Source organism: Lysinibacillus sp. NPDC095746 (assembly GCF_044763535.1).
Classification (GTDB): Bacteria; Bacillota; Bacilli; order Bacillales_A; family Planococcaceae; genus Lysinibacillus.
On sequence record NZ_JBIWGL010000051.1, the window covers coordinates 1 to 21,778 of the forward strand.

Genomic DNA, 21,778 nt, shown 5'->3' on the forward strand with positions numbered 1-21,778 from the left:
TTGAATGTTTGTGTGGTAACTACATTTTACACGAGGTCGTTATGGGCTTTCTTTATATTGACTTCTGGGTGTTGCACTTAATATTACAATCCGTCGTATATAAAAGCCTCCCCGCATGATTGGGGAGGCTTTTGTGCTGTTAGCGGTTTTTTGATGTTTATCAGCGATTTACTTGGTTTTATCAGCGATTCTTTGATGCTTATCAGCGATTTTTCTGCTTTTATCAGCGATGTTGTCTTTTCTACCGGTTTCTTAATTAAATGATGAATTCTCCATTTGTTCTTGTGTTGCTAGCTCATAGTTCATTGCTGCTATACCACTTACCTCATGGATCATGCCATGTACATATAGTTTCTCACCATTTTCTCCATTCAGACGGACAGAAAAAGCAGAATTACCTTTTCCGACTCTTTTTACAGTGACACCATCTGCTGAAAGCTCGACATCAACTATTTTATGATCATGCATTGCACCTGTGTATTGCTCAATTTTGAAATCTTTCACCTTAAAGCCAATTTCACTTTTGGGAATGAACGCACTGCTTTTTTCAATCGCTAATGTTGAATACAATCCATAGCCATCAGATTCTGCATGGATACCTACACGTACCGAATGTCCTTTATTATCAGAGAAAGTCGCAATATAGTCACCTGCTTGCAATAACGACAGCACATAGTTACCGCCCTTAGGAATCGATTGTTCATCCCAGCCATCAAATTCATATGGCTTATAGCTGAAAACTTTATTACTAACAGCTTGTCCAGCAGCTGTAGTTAGCTGAATATTTTTCGGATCAAAGCCTAAATCTTGCTCAAAAATCATTGCTGAGCCAGGTGTCACTTCATCTGTTGGTTGACAGTTAATTTGTAATTTTCCATCTACTTTTGTTACATCAATTTTATATTTTTGCATTTCGACGATTTCATAATTTTCATCATTATCAATATTGTAGCCAACTAGCATGAAATAGCCCGATCCCTCTCGTAACGCCTCTATCTGCATATCATTTTTTGTTCGAAGAATGCGGAAGAACTCATGCTCTCCATCCGGCGTTAGATTATCGTTAGAATAAGCATCAATATTAGTTGAATTAAACTCCTGTGCAGTAAATGTTTGGGTCACTCGTTTAGCCTTCATAACTTCAAGACGATGAATAAATAACGCAAGCTGCGAACGATTGACAGTCTCTTTTAAGCCAAAAGTAGTTGATGTAATCCCCTTCGTTATATTATTCTCAAACAATGGAGCGACTGCGTAATAAGCATCTGAATATTTTACAATATCCTTAAATGGTAATGTCTGACCAATAGTAGATTCTAAATGATATGCGGTCGTTAGCATTCGCGCTAATTGTTCACGTGTAATCGCTTGATCGACACCGAAGGATCCGTCAGCAAACCCTGAGATAATCCCTTCACTTTCCAAGGCTGCGATGGCCCCATAATATTCATCGCCCGGTTTTACATCCGTAAATTGTGGATCCATTACATTTTTAGTATCCAGCCCTAGAAGACCTGCTAAAATCTTCGAAGCCTGTCCACGCGTCACATTAGCGAATGGCTTAAACGTACCATCTGCATAACCTTTAATAATTCCGCGTTCAGCTAAATTCTTTACCGCTACACCGTATTCCTTCGTGTAATCAACATCAGAAAATTTATCTGTTGCCTGTGCAGTTGGTACTACTACAATTGCACTTGTCGCTATTGCAGCAACTAATGCCCCTTGAAATAAAGTATGCTTCTTCATCACCAGCTCAACCCCTTAACATATTTTGTCTATCATACTATTATAATACGTATAAGGGAATCCAAATATTTCATAATCTTCTATTATGAAGAGTTACTTTTTTCTATCGAATGTTGGGGTGAAGCACTATATGAATCGGTTCAAGATATATTTGTCATTTTTGTGATTTTATTTAGCGTGTGACTTTTCATTCCGTCGTTATCGCTTTTCTATCCATTCCCCCTGCTCTTCTTACCATCGTCATAATTTTCCCCATAAATAAAAAACAGCAGAGAGTTCGATTTAACTCGAACCTCCACTGTTTAAAAAATATTTCTTAGTTTTTGAAGTCTTGTTTAGCTGTAACTTTTACAGGAGTTGCGCTTTGACCACCAATGTTTACACGAGCATTGAATACGTCTCCAGCTTTACCTGTAGCAGATGCTGTAGCTGTACCATTATTGCTGAATACTACTTCACCAGAAACTTTAGATAAAGTTAGTGTTGCAGCAGCAGTTGGAACACCGTTAAATACAGCTTGACCTTTAACTGCGCCAGTAGCATCAGCTTCAGCAACAGTTGCCATTACGCCGTATTGGTCAGTAACAACTACGTCAGCTAATTTGAAGAATGCATCTAAGTCGAAGTCAGCAGCTACATTGTAAGAAGAAGTTGTTACGAAGTTAACAGTTTCACCTTTAATGTATTGATCAGCTTTACCGTCTTCTACTACAGCTACTTTTTCTACTTTAGGAGCAACGTTAGAGAATGTTACTTCTTTCACGATTTCTTCCCCAGTAGCATTGATTGTAATTGTTACTTTTGCAGTTGCAGTTTTAGCATCTTTATCGAATTCTACTTTAGCTGCATCATCAGTAGTAATATTACCATCTGCAACGTTTGTAAGAACTGCAGATTTTACAGTGTAGTCAGAACCTGCTTTAAGTGTAACTTCTCCACCATTAGCAGTTACTGCTTTCACAACGATGTCTTTACCATATCCAGTTGGGATTGTTAAAGATCCAGCAGTACCTGCTACATAGATAGGTTTAATATCTTCTACTTTATAAGAAGTAAATGAGCTATCTTTTACAACTGAGAACTGTTTAGAGTAAGTGCTTGCTTCAATTGCAGTATTATCCTCTTTTACAAGTTTGAATGTTACATTAGCAGTTGTTTTAGTAGCGCCTGCTTTGTATGCTACTGTAATTTTGTTGTCAGCTGCACCGATTTTACCTGTTACTTCGAATGGTGCATTTTCATCTGTAGATGCTTCGATTGTGTATTTTGCTGTTGCAAGTTTTGCAAGAAGCTCATCAGTTGAAATAACTTGACCGAATTGATCTTCAACTACGATGTCTTTTGCAGTGATTTCTACTTTTTCACCAGCAATTTCACGGATAGCCGTGCTCACTTTGCTATTTAAGCCAGTGATTACTTTTGGTGCAGTTGTAGATTTAGGAATAACTGTTTGAGTTGCAACTTTACCAGTTGATGATGTTACAACAACAGTTACTGGTGTGTTTTCTTTGACGTTAGCGCCTGCTACTTTTGCATAAAGCTCGCCATCTTTTTCTACTAAAGTTCCACCAGTAATAGTGATACCTTTAGAACCGTTTAATACAGTAGTATCCTTAATAGCATTACCTTGTTTGTCTAAAACAGATAATGGGAATAGGATGTCTGCTTCAGCAGTAACAACTTTTGTTGGTGCGCCTAATGTAACTGAATCCGCACGTACACCTTCAGCAACTTTCACTGTCGCTTGTCCATTTTTACCAGTTGCTTTAGCGATAACAATTACGTTTGTATCACCAGTTGCTACAATTTTCTCAACTGGAAGAACAACTACATCTTTGCCTTCGATTGTTTGTTTTTCAAATTCACCGAATGTTGCAACAGCTTGGTTTGTATTTGTTACTAGAACTTCATCTTTTAGACGTTTTACGTCAGTAATTTCTTTACCGTATTGGTCTTTTACAGTAACAGGAAGATAGAATTTATCTTTTGCTAAAGCAGTATCTTCAGTTAACGTTTTGCCATCTTTGTTGTAAAGAGCACCAATTGTTACGTCAGATGCTACAGTTTTTGCAGAAACTGTTACAGTTTGTGTAGTTGTTGTTGCAGTAGCACCGTGGATCACTGTAAGTACTACTTTGTCGCCTTCTTTAAGGCCAGCAGCTTTATTAATTGTGATCGAACCGTCTGCATTTGAAACTGCATTATCAGCACCTGCTGTAGAAAGTGTTAAAGATGAAGAGTTTAATTTTGTAATGTCTTCACCATATTGGTTTTTAATTTGGTAACCGATTGTAGCTGTAGTATTAACACCAGTTAATGGAGCTACTTCACCAAGGATTTCAATATGAGAAACTTTTTCGTCTTCTGTTTTCACAGAACCAGTTAGTGCTTCATCTGAAAGACCAGTTACGTTTACAGTGAATTCACCTTTAGTAATCTTGCTTGTTAATTCAATTGTTGCAACTGTTTTATCTTCGTTCCATGTAATAGAAGAGAAGTTAGATTTGAAGCCATCTTTTTTAAGCTCAAATTTAGCTTTTTCAGTTTCAACTGGTTTATTGAATGTTACAGCTAAAGTTTTTGCATTTACTGCATCAACAGATTTTACTTTTGCCGCAGTTACATATGTAACTTCAGCAGAATAAGTTTTGCCATTGATAACGAACTCTACTTTAGTTTCTTTGTTTTCTGGAAGTGGAGTTGGTAATGTTACCGTGTGTTTTTTGTCATCAGAAAGTGTTACTTCTAATGTTGTAGCATCTACAACTTTAACTTCTTTAACAGTTAAAGATGCTTGTTCACCCATAGTAATTGTACGGTGTAAGAATGATGCAAATTGACCGCGTGTTACTGAGTTTTTAGGATTGAACTGTTGTACATTTTTAACGTTTGTAATACCAGCGTATTCCAACGCGATGATTGCTTCGCGATTTTCTGTAGCTGTAGCTTTGTCTAAATCAGTGATAACCGATTCGAAGTCAGCATCTTTGTAATCAGCTACTAAATCTATGTTATAAACAGTTTTGATAGCACGTACTAAAACAACTGCCATTTGCTCACGGCTCATGTTATTAGCTTGCATTAATTGGTTATTTGAACCTTTGAATACGCCAGCATCTTTAACAAGTGCTGCATATTGTAATAACTCTTTGTCAGGTGTTGATGTTGGTAAATCAGTGAAACGAGCTTTTGTTGCATAGTCTGCAGGAATTTCGTAATTTTCTGAAACTAACCATTTTCCTAAGAATTTAGTTACATTACCACGAGTAACTACAGCATCCGGTCTGAATGTGCCGTCTGGGTAACCTGCTACGATTTTAGCGTCTGCTAATGCTAAGATAGCGTCCTTATGGTCATTATCTTGAATATCAGTAAAGCTTGCTGCGCTTGCTGCTGGTACGATTGCTGATGCTACTAGGGCTGCTGAAGCTGCGCCTACAACCCATTTACTATATTTTTGTTTCATATGAAATTACCTCCTAGATAAATTAGCCAATATTCGTGACTACGACTTCATTATAAGAGTACGAGATAATAAATTTCAAAATGAAATACCTGGAATGAAAATTGTGGTAACACCTCAATTCTAAAGGTTTTTTAACCATATTTTGTACAAAAATAGTCATTGCTACCATCCTGAAAATTAACAGACAAACCTTACTGCCACAAGGAAAATATACCATCTTACCCATGTCATTTTTACCATCCATATTTCTACAATTTTCGACTTTCAAGCAATAATTGATGAAAAACCATTAGTGAACAATTCGTGAACTCTTGTCACAATTAGGTTGGTAATTTATTCTTATATTCCCTATATTCTATCTAATTTTTCCACAAGTTTCATATATTATTAGCTTTTTGGTATATTACATAAGCCCTTTTTCGTTCAGAAATTGACTTATGAATTGGCACTTTTTAATCAGCAATTGCCGTTATTCTATCAATATTTGATATTTTACCAGCAATTTTCTTGAGATTATCGTTATCAGCTTTTTAGTGATTTTTAGCTTTTTATTAGCGAGCTTCTTGGAGGGATCGGCGATTCTTTGCTTTTTATCAGCGATTTTCTTAGGGGTATCAGCGATTCTTTGCTTTTTATCAGCGATATTCTTGGTGGTATCAGCGATTCTATGCTTTTTATCAGCGATATTCTTGGTGGTATCAGCGATTCTTTGCTTCTTATCAGCTATCTTATTGAGGGTATCAGCGATTCTTTGCTTTTTATCAGCGATCTTCTTGGGGTATCAGCGATTCTTTGCTTCTTATCAGCGATCTTCTTGGTGGTATCAGCGATTCTTTGCTTCTTATCAGCGATCTTATTGAGAGTATCAGCGATTCTTTGCTTCTTATCAGCAATCTATTGAGAGTATCAGCGATTCTTTGCTTCTTATCAGCGATCTTATTGGGGTATCAGCGATTCTTTGCTTCTTATCAGCGATCTTCTTGGTGGTATCAGCGATTCTTAGCTTTTTATCAGCGATATTCTTGGAGGTATCGCGATTCTTTGCTTTTTATCAGCGATATTCTTAGAGGTATCAGCGATTCTTAGCTATTTATCAGCGATTCTATGCTTTTTATCAGCGATATTCTTGGAGGTATCAGCGATTCTATGCTTTTTATCAGCGATATTCTTGGGGGTATCGGCGATTCTTGCTACACGGGCTTTTTGCACAGGGCGTGCTGGACATTTATAGCATTGGTTTTTTTATATTAATTTGAATTGAAAATGAGGATTATTAAAATGGTTGGAACACATGCCTAGTATCGTATGCGATATTCGTGAATCTATTGAAACTGCGGAATGGGATGCTATTGGCGATACTTCTATTCCCTAGCGGTGCATTCCTAATTGCTACCGGTGAAACAAAAAAAGCAGTGATTTCTATAATTAAAGAAATCACTGCTTTTCCTATGCGGTACGCTTTTTTATTCTCCCAATTACGAACTGACTAAATGGAAGCATCGAAATTAACTTCGTCACTGTAATACAAACGATTAGCGCCCACAACATTAGCAATGGCACTCGCACAAGCGTACTATTAAAATGATCCACAAACCATCCTGTTGATATCCGTAGAACCTCCCAATGAATGAGATAGATCATAAACGCATATCGACTTAGCAATTGCACCGTTTTCGTATAAGGTAGCGACTGCCCCCAGGCAATTACCAACAAGGCGATACTTATCACAAGCGGTATTAAATCAAGTCGTCTCGAATGCGTCTCTGTATAACCGAGCTGCAGACGGATATATAAAAAGATAGCAGATAATACGAACAACACAACCATCGCGTAACGATACTTTTTTGCAAGCGCAGCAATCTGCGTATAATACACACCCATCGCATATGCTATCGCAAAATAACCAAGCCAGCCCGTAAAAAGTAAACGCAACATGAGATCATTTTCTTCAAAAAATGGATATGGCAAGGCAATCAATGAATGATGGATTAACATAATCAGCACACATAACGGTAAAAACCAAGCCATAGACCATTTAAACCGCTTCATCAACGCAAAGACTACATATAACTGCATCATAACCACAACAAACCAACCTACAAACCCACCGTTAACAACATTACTGACAAACTTTTCCCATACTAAGCCATTGTGATAAATTAACTCTACAATTACAGAATCAAGTATGGCCCACATTAAATATGGTAGAAAGATATATTGAATTCTATTCGGCCAAAAGTTATTCGGTATTTTAACTTGATAACGATTTGCCAAAATTAAAATAGACAACAAAATAAACGTCGGCGTTGCATAACAGAGCGCAATCCGTAAAAACAGATAAAACGACTGCTCTGGCTCTACACCTACCTCCATAATAATCCATGAAGAGGTGTGTAATAATAAAATAGACAAACACGCCACCACACGCAGTAAATCCCACTCTTTGATCACTGAACATTCTCCTAAAACTATTATATCTCATTTAAGTCTGTCATAGTTTGTCGATCAATGCAATGGAGATACTTGTTATCTATGCTATAATGAGGGGATTACATTTAAGAGAGATAGTTAGCAAGATAGATATATTATAGAAGCGAGATGAAATCGGCGTTGGAGGAAGTTTTAAGCGAATTAAAGCAAATCAATCAACGTCTTGATTCAACGAGATTAGAATTTGAGATAAACAAACGCCACTTAACTTTAAAGTGGCGTTTTAAGTACTCTTCTATATTAATAAAGAAGAAAGTAATATCGAAAGTCTAAGGTCACTGCATTAACGGAACTTTCCATCACCAAATCTTCTCCACCCATTCAGGATGGTCTATAAACGGATTTCGATTGCCTTGGATATCATAAATTCTTTCATTTCTTTGTTTTTCATTTTCATCTACAGGATCTTGCTTGTGCCATTGTAAAAGAACAGAGAGTTTACCGTGATAAGGGACTATTCCATTATTGACTTTGTCATTTAATTCCAGATCAACCTTATCTCCAGGCTCATAACGAGTTGCCATGTATAATAAAATACGTGCTACATCACCTTTTACGCGATTAGGTGGTTCGAATGAATCTGAATCTTTAAAGCAGCCATTACAACCAGCGACTGGGCTGCCTCCATTGTCAAAGTCTAAATTTCCTCTTGCACTATTAACTTGTACATCGGTTGCGCGTAAATGATGGATATCTGTTCCGGGTCCTTTGCTTGTCCCAAAGTTTCCGTGTGATTTTGCCCACGTATGCTCTCGGTTCCAGTTTCCCACATTGCCGCCACTGTTTGTTTTTGGACTAGATTTCCCAGAGTAAAATAAAATGACATTATTCGGATTATTAGTATCTTCATCTGTATACTTTAAAGCATCCCAAACATCATCATAAGAAAGTACCTTTTGTTCAGAAATGATATCATGAAGAGCCTTTTTTAGTGCTTGACCTTCCTTGCTATATGCGCCTGCATAATAATCATTAGCCATTACTGTCACGCTGAAGCTTGTCGTGACACTTTTCTTGCCATCAGATGCTGTAACGCCAACAATATGACTACCCTCATCTAAATTGAGTGTTAATAATTTTCCACTTATAGTGCCCTTTGTAGCCGTAAATGAAAGTTCATCACCATCAGGATCGGAAAAATAATCTGTTAAATCCATTTGAATTTCCTCTCCAGCAGCTACAGTTTTATTTGAAATCGGATTTTTAATGATTGGTTGCTTGTTTTCCGAAGGCAAGGAAGGATCCACAATGGGATCCCCCTTCGAATTTGTAAATTTAATTTGTTCAGGAGCAGCGCCCTTTTTATAGATGATCGATTGTATATCTATATTTTCAGCGCCTCTTATTTCACTGACTTTTGGACCTTCAATTGTGAGTGTTTTCACGCTATTGCCTTTAAGGTCGATAATCATCCCTGCTTTAGCTGGACTTAGGATTACATCAGTCGTCTTAAAGCCTTCTCCATGTAGCTCCGCATAGGCGCCTTTCAGGAAAATACCTTTTGGGATAACAGATTGAGCATCTAAATGCACTGCCACACTAGGTTTATTTATTGTCAATTTGTTTGTTTTGAAGTTCTTATAGTCATATACTATTTCAGGCAGAATCGGTTCAACAGTTGAACCTTTCTTAACATCGATTTGTACCATTACAGGATCATGGTCACTTGCACGACCAGCCATGTCCGTGAAGTCAGCGTTAATATGGAGGATATCGACATCCGTTTTTTCTGCCAAATTGTTTGACACTAAAATATGGTCTAATACTTGTGAGTTCCCCTGATAAACATATGTGTAACGATCCGAAGCATCCACTTTATTAATCATATTTGTCATCAATTGACCTTCATGGATTTTAAGTGCATCAGCGAATTGATAATCATTAAAATCACCTAAAGAAACAATATTTGCATCTGGATTTTTTGATTTAACGTCCTCAACAAAATTATAAACAATGTTGGCGATGTTTTTACGTTGCTTTTCACTTCCATACTGTGGCGGCTGAATCGCACCAAATAAAGGAGTATCTCCATTTTTAGAATTCCAATGATTTGCGATAACAATTACATCTTCACCTTGGAATTCAAATTGTGCTGCTAAAGGTTTGCGGCTACTATGAAACGCTTCATTTGCCGGATCAATTCGACCAGGGTTCAATGTTAATTTCCCATCTTTATAGCCAACTGCTGTTGTAGCATCTCCTGCTGGCATACCTTCTTTCAGCTTAACTCGCTTTGGATTATAAAGGAAGCCAACTCGAATATTAGCGTCCGGTGCTCCACCGTCTTGATTGTTAATTGGATCGATATTCACATACTGATACTCGACACCACCAACACCTTTAATAGCGTCAATTAATCTTTTATAACTTTGATCCGCTTTTGAATCACCCGGAGATGACCCATTATTATCCTGCACCTCTGTTACGCCGACAATATCAGGGCTACCCATATCAATACCAATTGCTCTTGCTAATTTTCTCGCTTTATCATCAGTTGTCGAAGTTTTGTTATTAGAGAAGTTCTCCAAATTATACGAGGCAATTGTTACCTTATCTTCTGCCTTTACTATTTTTGTAGTCTCTGGTGCTGTATTTCCTTTTTCATAAGCAGCCTTCATCTCATCTAAAGAAGCATAGATTTTAAAGTTTTGATAGGAATAGCCTACGATTCCCGTAATTGGCCCTTTAAATTTATCACCTGTTGCCACTTCAAAATTGCGTGCAGCGCCATTCGGTTCTAGTCGGAATTGAATTCTGTTCGGATTTGCATTTTCTTTCTCATACAATACCCCACCGTGAATTGTGTCCGTCGGTTCATCCTCAAGCACTGTTACTAAATCTCCATGCTCCTGAGGTGCTACCGCCTTCACGTTTCCAACTTCTACTCTCATCCCTTCAATACTTTCCCAAAAATCAATAGCATCAATTGTTGGATTAAAAATTTGGAGTTGATCACTGTCGATTTGACTAAATGACATTTTTAGCTTATCGATTTCAATTGCTTTTGGTAAAGCTACACTACTTTTAATGACTTCTACTTTCCCATCTTGATCGTCACGCACATTAATTTGAGTTGTTTTTAAATCCGTTTGCTGCCTATCATCATAGCCATCGTAAGCATATTCACTTACTTTACCTTTAACAGATACTAAATCCCCTACCTTTATTGGCCATGGTTTCTTTCCACTGTACAGAAAAATTCCTTCAGAAGTATTCGGATCATGGTCTGCCAATTCATCTGGCGTTTGAATCGTATAATACCAATTATTATTTAACGTAAATGAATAAGTTACGACTCCTTCAATTCCTTCAACTGTTTTACCATCAAAGGTTGAAGCATGTCCTGCACCTTGAATATCATGAATTTGGAGTTGATCAGCAATGCGATAATCAAATGTAGTTATTTCGCTATATGTGCCATCTTTCGCTTTAACTATTGCTTTTAAAGTCGTATTTTTGCTAATTTCAATTGGTGTCACATATTTAAGACTTTTATCAGTCGGCACCGTGCCATCTAATGTGTAATAAATTTCTGCATCGGCTGTCGGTGTTGTTAAAGTAACTGTTGTTTTTCCAACAAACGTCCCACTTCCAGGAGATGCACTTGCAGGCTTTAATGCTGAACTGTCCACTACAATATCTGCTTTTGATCGAGGAATGACTTGATAGTCGTTATCAAATTGTTGAACAATACCAGTGATAGATTCATAGTTTGTACCGACAGCTAATCCAAGCGAATTTGTTTCATCTCGTACGAGGAAATTTGTTCCGTCACTTGCAGTAAAGTTTGCCCATCCAGCCCCTTGTTGAACATCTGTAAGCGTAACATTTTTCACTGTTACTAACTGTGATTCGCTATCTTCATTTACTTGAGAACCTGTTACTACCTTTGGAGAAGGTGCACCGACATTTTCAACCTTTTCAACGATTGTCGCACCATCTAATTGTAGTAGCCCACGATAGTCAGCTAACTTACCCTTTAAAGTAACTTCATCACCAATAGACATAGCTAAACTAGTAGGTCTTACGGCAATACCGCCCGTTTCGTCTTGCACGGAGAACGTATTTTTCAAGCCCGCCGCAACTCTACCTTTAATCGTTACCGTTTCACCTACAGCCTTATTCCGAGCTTCTTTAATCGAGAGGACTTTCGGTGCTTCAGGGTCAACAGGCTGACCTGAATCAATATCCATAACGTGCTGCCCTAAATTAGAAAAATCATCTACCGGATATGAAGTCCATTCTAAAGCTGTATTAAATGGATCCTCAATATTTGTATCACCCGACAAGACTGAACTTTTTCTTACTAAAGTTACATCTTTAGCAAAATCCGCTGAAGAACCGACTTGTCCAATGGAATCGACTATTTCACCAGCGTTCCTTAATACGACTGGATCATTTCCATTGAAATTAATAACAGTTGAGTTTTCTAGATTTCCTTTTGCTTTAATGTTAGGCGCTGCATCTTTATGATATAAAACATAAGTAGCTCCGCTTTCTAGAGTACCCGTCAGACTCGCTTTATTTTTCGCGGTAACTTCCCCATTCGTATGAAGCTCTAACGTATAATTGCTTAAATCAACCGCGGCACCTGTACCATTATATATTTCAATGGCTTTATTGAAGGAGCTTCCTTCTATATACTCCGAAATGATTAAATCCTTTGCTAATGTTTCAGCTTGTACAGTGAGGGGTGCTACTGGTGCGGCAACACTCGCGACTAGAGTTGTTGCTAAAAAGGCGTTTATCGGCTTCTTCCAATTCTTCTTTGACATCTAGTTAATTCTCCTTTCAAATTTAGGAAAGTTAGTTTTTAAAATGCAAAGCCTTCTCTCTACGAAGAGAAGACTTTGCACAAGAATTATAGAATTGTTTCTCCAGTAACAGTGATTCCATCAAAATTAATTTTTTTAGCATCTGCCTCTGAAAGATCTAGATTCCCTTCTACTTGTACGTTTGAAAAAGATAATTCATCCTTTACTGCACCTGTAATAATTAAATTTCCTTTCACTACCGCATTTTCTAATAAAGAAATATTGTTAATATCTACTGTTGCATTTCCTTCATACACCTTTGGTTTGTCTGCTGTACCAGAGAATTCCGACTCTGGGATATTCTTATCAGGTACTTGACTATTAGCAACATCTACAATTCTTCCTTCAATTTTTGGATTGACTTTGCCTAAGGACTTTAGTTGTTCAGCAAGGTTCTCCCAGTCAGATAAGCCTAAGTCTGTCACTCGTCCTTCCTCGTATGCCTTTTCAAAGACATCAAAACCATCTCCACCTTTTGCAGTAAAAGCATTCGTGGCAATTGTATAAGTCTCGTTATCTTGAATTTCTTTGTAATTTCCTTGTGTATCCTTATATGAAATTTTTACGATACGTTGACCAGCTTTTTTAGAAGAATCGAACTCTACCTTTGCACCAGAAACATGTAGGAAACCACCATTTTCAGCTGGGTATTGACCAACACTAATTTCAAATGCTTGTTTCAATTCTTTTCCTGTCAAAGACATTGTCGCTAATGTATTACCGAAAGGAAGTACAGTTATTACTTCACCAACTGTTATAGGTCCTTGATCAATTCCAGCACGGATACCTCCACCATTTTGAAGAGCCATAATGACATTCGCATTATACATTTTCGCTTTCGCAAGCATGCCATCTGTAATAACATTGCCTAAAGGTGTTTCGTTTCTACGTACACTTGGCTTTGTATTATCTCCACCAGTACGCGGATTCTCTAACGCTACTAACGCTTCTGCACCTATCTCTCTCTTTGAGACTTCTTCTACTTTTTGCTTAAAAGGCTTTAACAATTCTACTGCTTGTGCATCCTCAGCATAATTAGCTACTTTTAATAAAGCACCATTATGCTCAACGACAACACCTTTATGGTTAAAAGTAACATCTAAAGTACCTAAATAATCATTGTACTGATACGCTTGTACGATTACCGTTGGATCCTTTGCTTGTCCAGTCGTATTTTGATTGACAACGGTTGGTTTATCTAGCTGAGTATGACTATGACCACCTACAATAATATCGATACCTTCTACAGATTTCGCTAGAATAAGGTCATTATCATATGCAGGGTTATCATCATACCCAATATGCGTTAAGGCAATTATTTTATTGACACCTTTATCTTCAAAGGCTTTTACTGCTTTTTTGGCTTCCTCGATATAGTTTTCGAATGCAACACTGCCCGGAGAGGAGATCTCTTTTGTTTCAGCAGTTGTTAATCCGAAAATCCCCACTTTTTCGCCATTTATTTCTTTAATAATGCCATTATAGATCTTACCTTTTTGTGGCTCACTGGAGATAAGGTCCGTAAATAGACCTTTAAACTTGTCATCCTTTGAAAAATCTACGTTAGCTGAAACGAATGGGAATTGTGCTCCCTTAATGAAATCAACTAAGGCTTGATGTCCTTCAGATGTCGAACCTAAATCAAATTCATGGTTACCGAATGTCATCACGTCATAACGCATTAAATTCATAAAGGCTAGATCAGCCTGTCCCTTAAATTCGTTAAAATATAAAGTTCCAGAGAAAACATCTCCGGCATCTAATAGTAATGCATTAGGTTTTTTCGCTCTAACCTCCTTAACTGCAGTCACCTTTCTAGCAATATTGTTCAAATTTGCATGTGTGTCGTTTGAATGCATTAACGACAAAGTAAACTTATCTTTGCTATTCCCACCTTATACCATATATCTCTATCTAGGCTTTCGGTTTGGGCCTACACCGCACAGGCGACTTTCATCGCATACGGCGTGCCATCAATAGTAAACTATTCGAAACATATTTCCCCACTACATATATATGTAAACATATTATTGTTAATACACTATTTTTATAGTATTTATATTGTGTTAATGAATTGTAATGATAGAATTTCGCACATTTTATAGAGAATTGATATTTTATAACAGATTATTAACATATAAACCTAGAGATTCTATCGCATAACTATAAAAGCAAAGGCAAAGAAATAGCCTCTCAACCAGGTAGTTACAGGTTGAGAGGCTATTTTATACTTCTCTTAACTAAAAAAGAGGCAATCTCATAACATGATTGCCTCTGGAAAATATCATATGGAAAGAAACAAATTTTTGGGGAAATAAGTTTCTCATAGAACTACTACTGACTGGGTTCCTTCGCTCCTTCTAGTTTTACCCTTCTCATATGTTACCATACAAGTCCAATCGGCTAGCAATCCACACTACTATGAACCCGCTGCCATCTCTTCGACTTCGTAGGTTTTCTATCGAACCTCTTCCGAAAAGACTTCAAACGTTCCATCGTCTTGTTCCCTCTTTTTAATGACCTTAGGCTCCCACTATACAGTATGCCCATCATCTGTTTAACAGTTCCCAAATTATGCAGATGATCTCCTCATTATTGCAAATGAAAGAATTATGCATGAACCCCTAGCAATTACGCATACATAATCGACACATACAGCCTACATGGATTCGTTGTCCTAGCCATAGCCATTTTTTAAAGAACCCCGCCTCAATTCCTTGAGTACGACTTCACCTGACTTCACCCCTTTGAGCGGATAGACACTCGCACTGGATGCAGGAGGATTAGGCTCGCGAGCAAACGGAACTGTTTCCCACGCATCAGAACTTCCCTGATGAATACAAATACGATAGTTAGAAAAGACCCCATAGAGTCTAACTATTTCAAGTTAAATCTATGGGGTCGTCATCTACTTATTTCACTAGCAAGCTAGTTTATTAAGTAACGTTTCGTTTAGTTTTATTAAGGAGTTTTAGGAACAGTTACTTTAATTGCCGCAGAATCTGCAGTATATTTTCCATCTTTTGATGTTACAGTGAATACTACATCAACATCTTTATCTGCAGTTGCATCTGGAGTAACTGTACCATCTACTTTAATAACTACTGTATCAGAAGAAGATTTGATTGCTACTGTATAACCATCAGCAACTACTGGTAAATTTAATTTACTAGTTGTAGTATCAATTGTTGCTGTAGTGATTTTTGCAGCTTCTGCTTTTACTGCCTCTTTAGCTTTAGCATCTGCTTCTGCTTCTGCTTCTGCTTTTGTTTTTAATGCTTTTTGAGCATCAGTTAAGTCTTTAGTTAGTTTTTCAATTTCTGCTTTTGTAGCTTTTGATACGTCAGCTTTTGCTGCTTTTAATGCATCAGCATATACTTTCCAAGAATCTGCAGTGTATTTTGCTTCATCTAGTTTAGCATCTTCTGCTGTTTTAATTGCTTCATTTAAAGCAGTTTTTGCTTTTTCTAATTCTGCTTTTTCATCTTCTTTTACTTTTTCTGTATCAACTGGAGGAGTATTTCCACCTTCAGTAGTTACTAGATAGAATGTTACTTCTTTATCTTTCTTCTCGTAAGTTGCTTTTACTGATTTTTTCGCAGTAATTGCATCTTTAAGTTTTCCAATGAACCCATCTTCTGAAAGTGGTGCACCGTTTACATCTTTGTAAGTGTATTTCGTATCTGTTTCACCAGCATATTTTACTGCTGATTTATCATTAGTACCATCAGTAAATACGATAGTTTTCTTATCAGTATTGAATTCTTTGATATCGCCAGAGAATAAGTTAGTTACTTCAGATGTAGAAGTAAATGTAGCTGTCGCTTCTTTAGCACTGAATGCAAATTCTTTTACAACTTTATCTCCCTCATACTTCTTAGCAATACCTGTAGCAAGAACTTTAACTGAAGAAGATTTATTTTCTTCTGAGAATACTTCAATTGTACCATTGTCAGCAATCACAGAAATAGTACGATTTGAACCAACTTCTTGAGTTTTTTCTACTTTATTATAAGTATATTTTACTTTAAGTTCGTTAGCACCAGTATTTTCAATAGAGTAAGATACATCTGGAGTTGTGTATCCAGAGTTTTTCATTGTTTTACCACTTTGGTTTACAAGAACTACTTCAAATTTTGCTGGATCTTTTCCAACGAATTTAGAAGCTTCTTCACCTTTTCCATCTTTAGCAACTAATTTAGAGCCATCGATAGTTGCAGTTTGGAAGTAAGAAATTGGCGCAATTGCTGATGGTTCACCTTTATCTAAAGTACCAACTTTTCCGCTTTGATAGTTTACATCGATCCAAACGATTGGTGTAGCATATGAGTTTGCTTTGTCATTACCGATAACAAAAGTTGCTTCACCTTTTGAGTCAGTTTTAACAATGATTTGTTTTGCATCTTTATCATATTTATAATCCCAACCAGTTTGTTTTCCATCTTCAACTTTAACAAATTTAGCTTCTGTAGTTGTAGAGATAACGCCATCAATATCTTCGTTAAACGCAACATTTACTGTTTCATTAGCTGCTAGTTTACCATCTTTATTTTTAACAACGACTTTATATTTACGTCCGTTTTCAAATGTAGTAGCAGCTTCTTCGCCACCATCACGAGTTACTTCAAGAGTATAGTCAGCTTGTGTTGCACCAAATTTAACTTTTGCAGCTGTTACTTGTAATGCATCAGCATTATATTGCTTAACATTTTTACCAGTTCCAGTCTCGCCAACAAATACTACAGGAGTTACTTCAGCATTTGAACCAGTCATAGTGAATGTAGCTTCACCTTTAGAATCAGTTGTAATTTGAGCAGCATCAATATTTGAAGAGCTTGTTTGAGCAACTCGAACACCGTTAATAGTAACATCTTGTAATTTATCAACAGTTACATCAATGTTTTCTTTAACAGAAACGTTTAATGTTTTACCTGATACTGGTTTACCAGTGTCTGGGTCTTTGTAAGTTACTTTGTAAACTTTGTTAGCTCCGTTGTTGACAGTAGAGCCTGTAGTTACTTCAGTAATAGTTAATGTTGTATCAACAGCCCAGAATACATAGCCAGTTGAGAATTTAGAACGGTCACCGTTAGCGTATACAGTTACTGTATCGTTTGTTGCAGCATAACGAGTGTAAGAGTAAGTAGCGATACCTTCATCGTTAGTTACAGCTTCAACTGTTACAGGAGCTTTTACTCCGTTAGCAGAACCTGGGATGAAGAATGTTACTGGAATACCAGCTTTAGAAGCACCTTCAGCTACAGTAACTTGTGCTTTAAGAGTTACTTGTTGACCAAGTTTACCTTGAGTTGATTTTTCAACTAAATCAACTTTAGTTGGGATTACAGCGTTAACGCCTTTGAATTTACCGATTTCTTCGCCGCCTAGAGATACAGTGTACTCTTTGTCAGCTGTTTGAGGTGCAGTAGTTAAAACAACAACTTTTTTGTTAGTTAATTTTACAGCTGCATTTTTAACTTCTAGATCTTTGATTTCGAAGTTAAGAGCTTGTACGTTGTCAACTTCTTGATCAAATGTTACTTCAACAGTTGTGTTGTTGATAGCTTTTACAGCAGCTTTTGCATGAGATGGTACTTCAAGTTTCATTGTACGATCTAAGAAAGAAGCGAATTGAGCACGAGTAATTGTGTCATTTGGTTTGAATGCTTTACCTGGTAGTGTAGCTGCTTTTGTTAACTCAGCATACTCTAAAGCAGTGATTGCTTCACGTTGTTCAGTATTAAGACCGCCTAGGTCAGAGATTTCGCTAGTGAATTTAGCATCTTTGTACTCTTTAACTAGATCTACTTTTTGGATTTCTTTGATAGCACGAACTAAAACGATTGCCATTTGTTGACGTGCCATATTTTGTGAGTAGTTTAAGTTGCCGTTTGCACCGTTAAATGCGCCTGCATCTTTAGCAAGTGCAGCATATTGCACTAATTCTTTATCAGCAGTTGTTACTGGTAGATCGTTGAAGCGTTGTTTTGTATTCCAGTCAGTTGGAATTTCATAACCTTCAGTTTCTAACCAGCGACCTAATAATTTAACCACTTGACCACGAGAAACAAATTGGTCTGGTTTGAATGTGCCATCTGGATATCCTTTGATGATACCAGCATCTACAAGATTGCTGATTGCATCTTTGTGCGAGTTAGTGTCTGTTACATCTGTGAAACTTGCTGCTGAAGCAACTGGTACGATAGCTGCTGCTACTAATGTAGCTGTAGCAGCTGTTGCTACGAATTTTTTGTATTTCTTTGGTTGGTTAGCCATAGAAAAATTTCCTCCTCTAAGTTCATAAAATATGTCTCTACTACAAATACATAGAAATGCAGTAAATAAACAACTACACATAAAAGTATAGTTGCATACCTAAAAGTTGTCAATCATATTTTGGGAAAGTTTCTAATTCATTTCCGGAAAAACATGGACATACAACTCTCTTTTACCATTGTCATCTATTTAAGCTGATTTTTCAAGTATTATTACACATCTTTTCCAACAATAATTTGGATGCAAACCTTATATGTTCAATGTTTTTACATTAATAAACAATTATAGGTAAGCAAGCCATTTTCATTACTATTAAAATTGGTAATTCTTTTTGCTTCTATGGAAAATGTAAGGGCGTAAAATAAGAAGACATATCGGTGAATGTTCTGTGGGACTTTTGGATAACGCATCTATGTTTTAGTGCAGCATTATATTTCCAGACACGAAAAAAGCTCAAGCATATAAATGCTTGAGCTTTTTTCGCTTGGGCTACCAACCGTTGTTTCCTTGCAGGGAATTCTATTTATTTCATAGAGGAAATTCCTATACAAATACAGTCTAACACTTTCAATTTAAAACGACAATACCAATTTTTAAAAATTATTACCGTTTCTGCCTTGCCACTTCCAATAAAAATAATGGAAGTGCAATTTGACGCTTGATACGCTTAGGTTCTTTCATTAATCGATAAAACCATTCAAGACCAAATTTTTGGAAAATCTCTGGTGCACGTTTAACTGTACCCGCCAGCACATCGAATGACCCACCTACGCCTTGATAAATAGTTGGATGTAATTGATCGCGATTTGCATTAATCCAGTTTTCTTGCTTTGGACTGCCCATCGCTACAAAAAGTAGGTCGGGCTGCGCTTCATTAATGCGGTCAAGTACCTTTTGTTCGTCCTTTTCATAGCCGTCCTGTGTGCCGACTATTTTAATAGAAGGAAATAATGATTGTAGTTTTGCTTTGGCCGCATCTGCAACACCCGGTTTTCCTCCGTAAAGGAAAATAGGCTTGCCACGTTTTGCCGCTTCCTCGCAAAGCTTCATCATCATATCGACGCCTGTAACACGTTCACGAATTTGCCCTTTTTGAATTTTGGAAGCAAGAATAACCCCGATGCCATCTGGAATTTGAAATTCCGCTTCGTTAAGCAGCTTCTTTAAAGCAGGGTCTTCTTTTGCCTTGATAATCTTTTCGGGATTGATGGCAACAACGAGCGCTTTTTGTTTTGTTTCAATACGCTCGAATGCCATCTCCATTAATTCATCGTAGCCTTCCGTATTGACATTGATGCCAAGTACTGTTTCTTTCATCGGTTTTTCGCATCTCCTAAAAGGTGGAACTGGAAGCCTGCTTCTTCCCATTTATCGCGTTTTAAGCAGTTTTTCGTATCAAAGACGATTTTTGATTTCGCTGTAATTTCTGCAGCATCTAATGCTTTGAATTCATTATGATCCGTTAGAACAACGATGATATCTGCATCTTTTGTCGCTTCTTCTAAGCTTTGTGTTTGTGTAGCATGTTTGTTTTCTTTAATGTGTGGATCGTATGAAATAACGTCTAATCCAAGATTTTGTAACTCGTCAATAACGATTGTCGATGGACTTTCACGCATGTCATCTACGTTACCTTTGAAGGCTAGTCCAAGTACAGCTACTTTGCCACCAGCAATTTTGTTTTGATTTAAGATTGCTTGTGTTTTTTGTGCTGTAAAGCTTGGCATACTATCATTTGTATTACGAGATAGGTGAATAATTTGGGCTGTCTCGCCACCTAGCTCAACTAGGAACCAAGGGTCAACCGCGATACAGTGACCACCTACACCAGGACCTGGGAAGTGGACATTTACACGTGGGTGATAGTTCGCAAATTTAATCGCTTCCCAAATGTTTACGTCTAACTTCTCGGCTAATTTTGCAAGCTCATTGGCAAACGCAATGTTTACATCACGGTAAGTATTTTCCATTACTTTTACTAACTCAGCTGTAGTGGCATCTGTAAGGTGGATTGTACCGTTTACAAATGTTTGATAAAGCTCTTTTGTCATTTGAGCAGACTTGTCATCAATCCCACCAACGATACGATCGTTGTTCACTAATTCTTCAAAAATACGACCAGGAATAACACGCTCTGGTGAATGTGCTACAAATAAATCTACACCAAATTCAAGATTTGCTTTAATTAACTCTGGTAGCATAATGTGCTCTACAGTTTTCGGTGGTACTGTCGATTCAAGAATGACAAGGTCACCTTTTTTCAAGAATGGCACGATCGAAGCCGTAGCTTGACGCACATATTCTAAATTTGCTGTATTATCAGGATTAATTGGCGACGGAACAGCAACGATGAATACGTCCGCTTCCTGTGGTGTCGTTGACGCCGTTAAGAAACCTTCATCTACTGCTTTGTTCAAGCGCTCCTGTAATCCATTTTCTTCAATATGAAGTTTTTTCTCTTGAATACTTTTTACTGCTGCCGGGTTTACATCCACCCCATGTACTTTTATGCCGTGGTTGGCAAACATTACAGCCGTTGGTAAACCGATGTAGCCAAGTCCAACGACACAAATTGATTTAGTCATTCTCTATTCTTCCTTCCGTTTCAAAAACGAGTAGTCATTGTTATATGTTCTATAAATGCGTAATGCATTTTGTTCTGCATTATAGTATACATCTTTCCACTGAAAGTGTGAATCAATTTGTTACTTTGAAGCTGTTTTCTGTGTCCGATTAGCAAAAGTTTTGTCGGTTTGTGGCGCTTTTGGAGTCAAGTCCTTAATATTGTGTAAAAATATTATACAAAGTTTCAACCCTGATTTTTATTTAAACGTCTGATTGATAAATGAATTGGGCTTACTCATTTAAACCTCCCTACATTTTTTTGCCGTAACTTCCGTGTATTTATATGTCCACATTCAGAAATGGCTGTCAAAGGCTCTTTTCACTTTGATAGCCGTTTCTGAATGTGGCATCCTACGGA

Annotated in this window: 8 protein-coding genes and 1 pseudogene; 1 reads left to right on the forward strand and 8 read right to left on the reverse strand. The window is 37.2% G+C overall.

From position 1 onward, the window contains the following. Nucleotides 1–252: 252 nt before the first annotated feature. Together ACIQ7N_RS22955 and ACIQ7N_RS22960 are read right to left on the reverse strand one after the other, a co-directional pair. Complete coding sequence (locus ACIQ7N_RS22955; protein ID WP_402936495.1) at nucleotides 253–1,749, reverse strand: S-layer homology domain-containing protein; 1,497 nt, start codon at nucleotides 1,747–1,749, stop codon at nucleotides 253–255. A 316-nt stretch (nucleotides 1,750–2,065) separates the two neighbouring features. Then, nucleotides 2,066–5,215, reverse strand: a complete 3,150-nt coding sequence (locus ACIQ7N_RS22960; protein ID WP_402936483.1) for an S-layer homology domain-containing protein — start codon at nucleotides 5,213–5,215, stop codon at nucleotides 2,066–2,068. 583 nt (nucleotides 5,216–5,798) lie between these two features. On the opposite strand from ACIQ7N_RS22960, the gene ACIQ7N_RS22965 reads away from it, so the two are divergent. Beyond that, entirely contained in the window at nucleotides 5,799–6,116 is a 318-nt protein-coding gene (locus tag ACIQ7N_RS22965; protein ID WP_402936485.1) for a hypothetical protein, read from the forward strand. Nucleotides 6,117–6,661: 545 nt separating this feature from the next. Here ACIQ7N_RS22965 and ACIQ7N_RS22970 read toward each other — a convergent pair. The 6 genes and pseudogenes from ACIQ7N_RS22970 to ACIQ7N_RS22995 form a co-directional block, all read right to left on the reverse strand. Then, nucleotides 6,662–7,666, reverse strand: coding sequence for an acyltransferase family protein (locus tag ACIQ7N_RS22970; protein WP_402936487.1), 1,005 nt, complete (start codon nucleotides 7,664–7,666; stop codon nucleotides 6,662–6,664). Between the two features lie 338 nt (nucleotides 7,667–8,004). Next, nucleotides 8,005–12,480: an endonuclease gene (locus ACIQ7N_RS22975; RefSeq protein ID WP_402936489.1), complete on the reverse strand. Its 4,476-nt coding sequence runs from the start codon at nucleotides 12,478–12,480 to the stop codon at nucleotides 8,005–8,007. An 86-nt stretch (nucleotides 12,481–12,566) separates the two neighbouring features. Further along, nucleotides 12,567–14,402 (reverse strand): annotated as a pseudogene (locus ACIQ7N_RS22980) (bifunctional metallophosphatase/5'-nucleotidase); the annotation flags it as partial. 1,078 nt (nucleotides 14,403–15,480) lie between these two features. Continuing rightward, nucleotides 15,481–18,795 (reverse strand): S-layer homology domain-containing protein, encoded by a 3,315-nt coding sequence (locus ACIQ7N_RS22985; protein ID WP_402936491.1) that lies wholly within the window; start codon nucleotides 18,793–18,795, stop codon nucleotides 15,481–15,483. A 603-nt stretch (nucleotides 18,796–19,398) separates the two neighbouring features. Beyond that, the gene (locus ACIQ7N_RS22990; protein WP_402936493.1) at nucleotides 19,399–20,112 is read right to left on the reverse strand and encodes a WecB/TagA/CpsF family glycosyltransferase; all 714 of its coding nucleotides are present in this window, start codon (nucleotides 20,110–20,112) and stop codon (nucleotides 19,399–19,401) included. After that, a complete protein-coding gene (locus tag ACIQ7N_RS22995) occupies nucleotides 20,109–21,380 on the reverse strand; it encodes a nucleotide sugar dehydrogenase (RefSeq protein WP_248717841.1) in 1,272 nt (423 codons plus the stop codon). The genes ACIQ7N_RS22990 and ACIQ7N_RS22995 overlap by 4 nt, the downstream gene beginning before the upstream one ends. Between the last annotated feature and the right edge of the window lie 398 nt (nucleotides 21,381–21,778).

Bases quoted from the DNA above. Each gene is read 5' to 3' on its own strand.
- ACIQ7N_RS22960 (WP_402936483.1), bottom strand. From the start codon at position 5,215: ATGAAACAAAAATATAGTAAATGGGTTGTAGGCGCAGCTTCAGCAGCC.
- ACIQ7N_RS22985 (WP_402936491.1), bottom strand. From the start codon at position 18,795: ATGGCTAACCAACCAAAGAAATACAAAAAATTCGTAGCAACAGCTGCT.
- ACIQ7N_RS22990 (WP_402936493.1), bottom strand. From the start codon at position 20,112: ATGAAAGAAACAGTACTTGGCATCAATGTCAATACGGAAGGCTACGAT.
- ACIQ7N_RS22955 (WP_402936495.1), bottom strand. From the start codon at position 1,749: ATGAAGAAGCATACTTTATTTCAAGGGGCATTAGTTGCTGCAATAGCG.
- ACIQ7N_RS22995 (WP_248717841.1), bottom strand. From the start codon at position 21,380: ATGACTAAATCAATTTGTGTCGTTGGACTTGGCTACATCGGTTTACCA.
- ACIQ7N_RS22975 (WP_402936489.1), bottom strand. From the start codon at position 12,480: ATGTCAAAGAAGAATTGGAAGAAGCCGATAAACGCCTTTTTAGCAACA.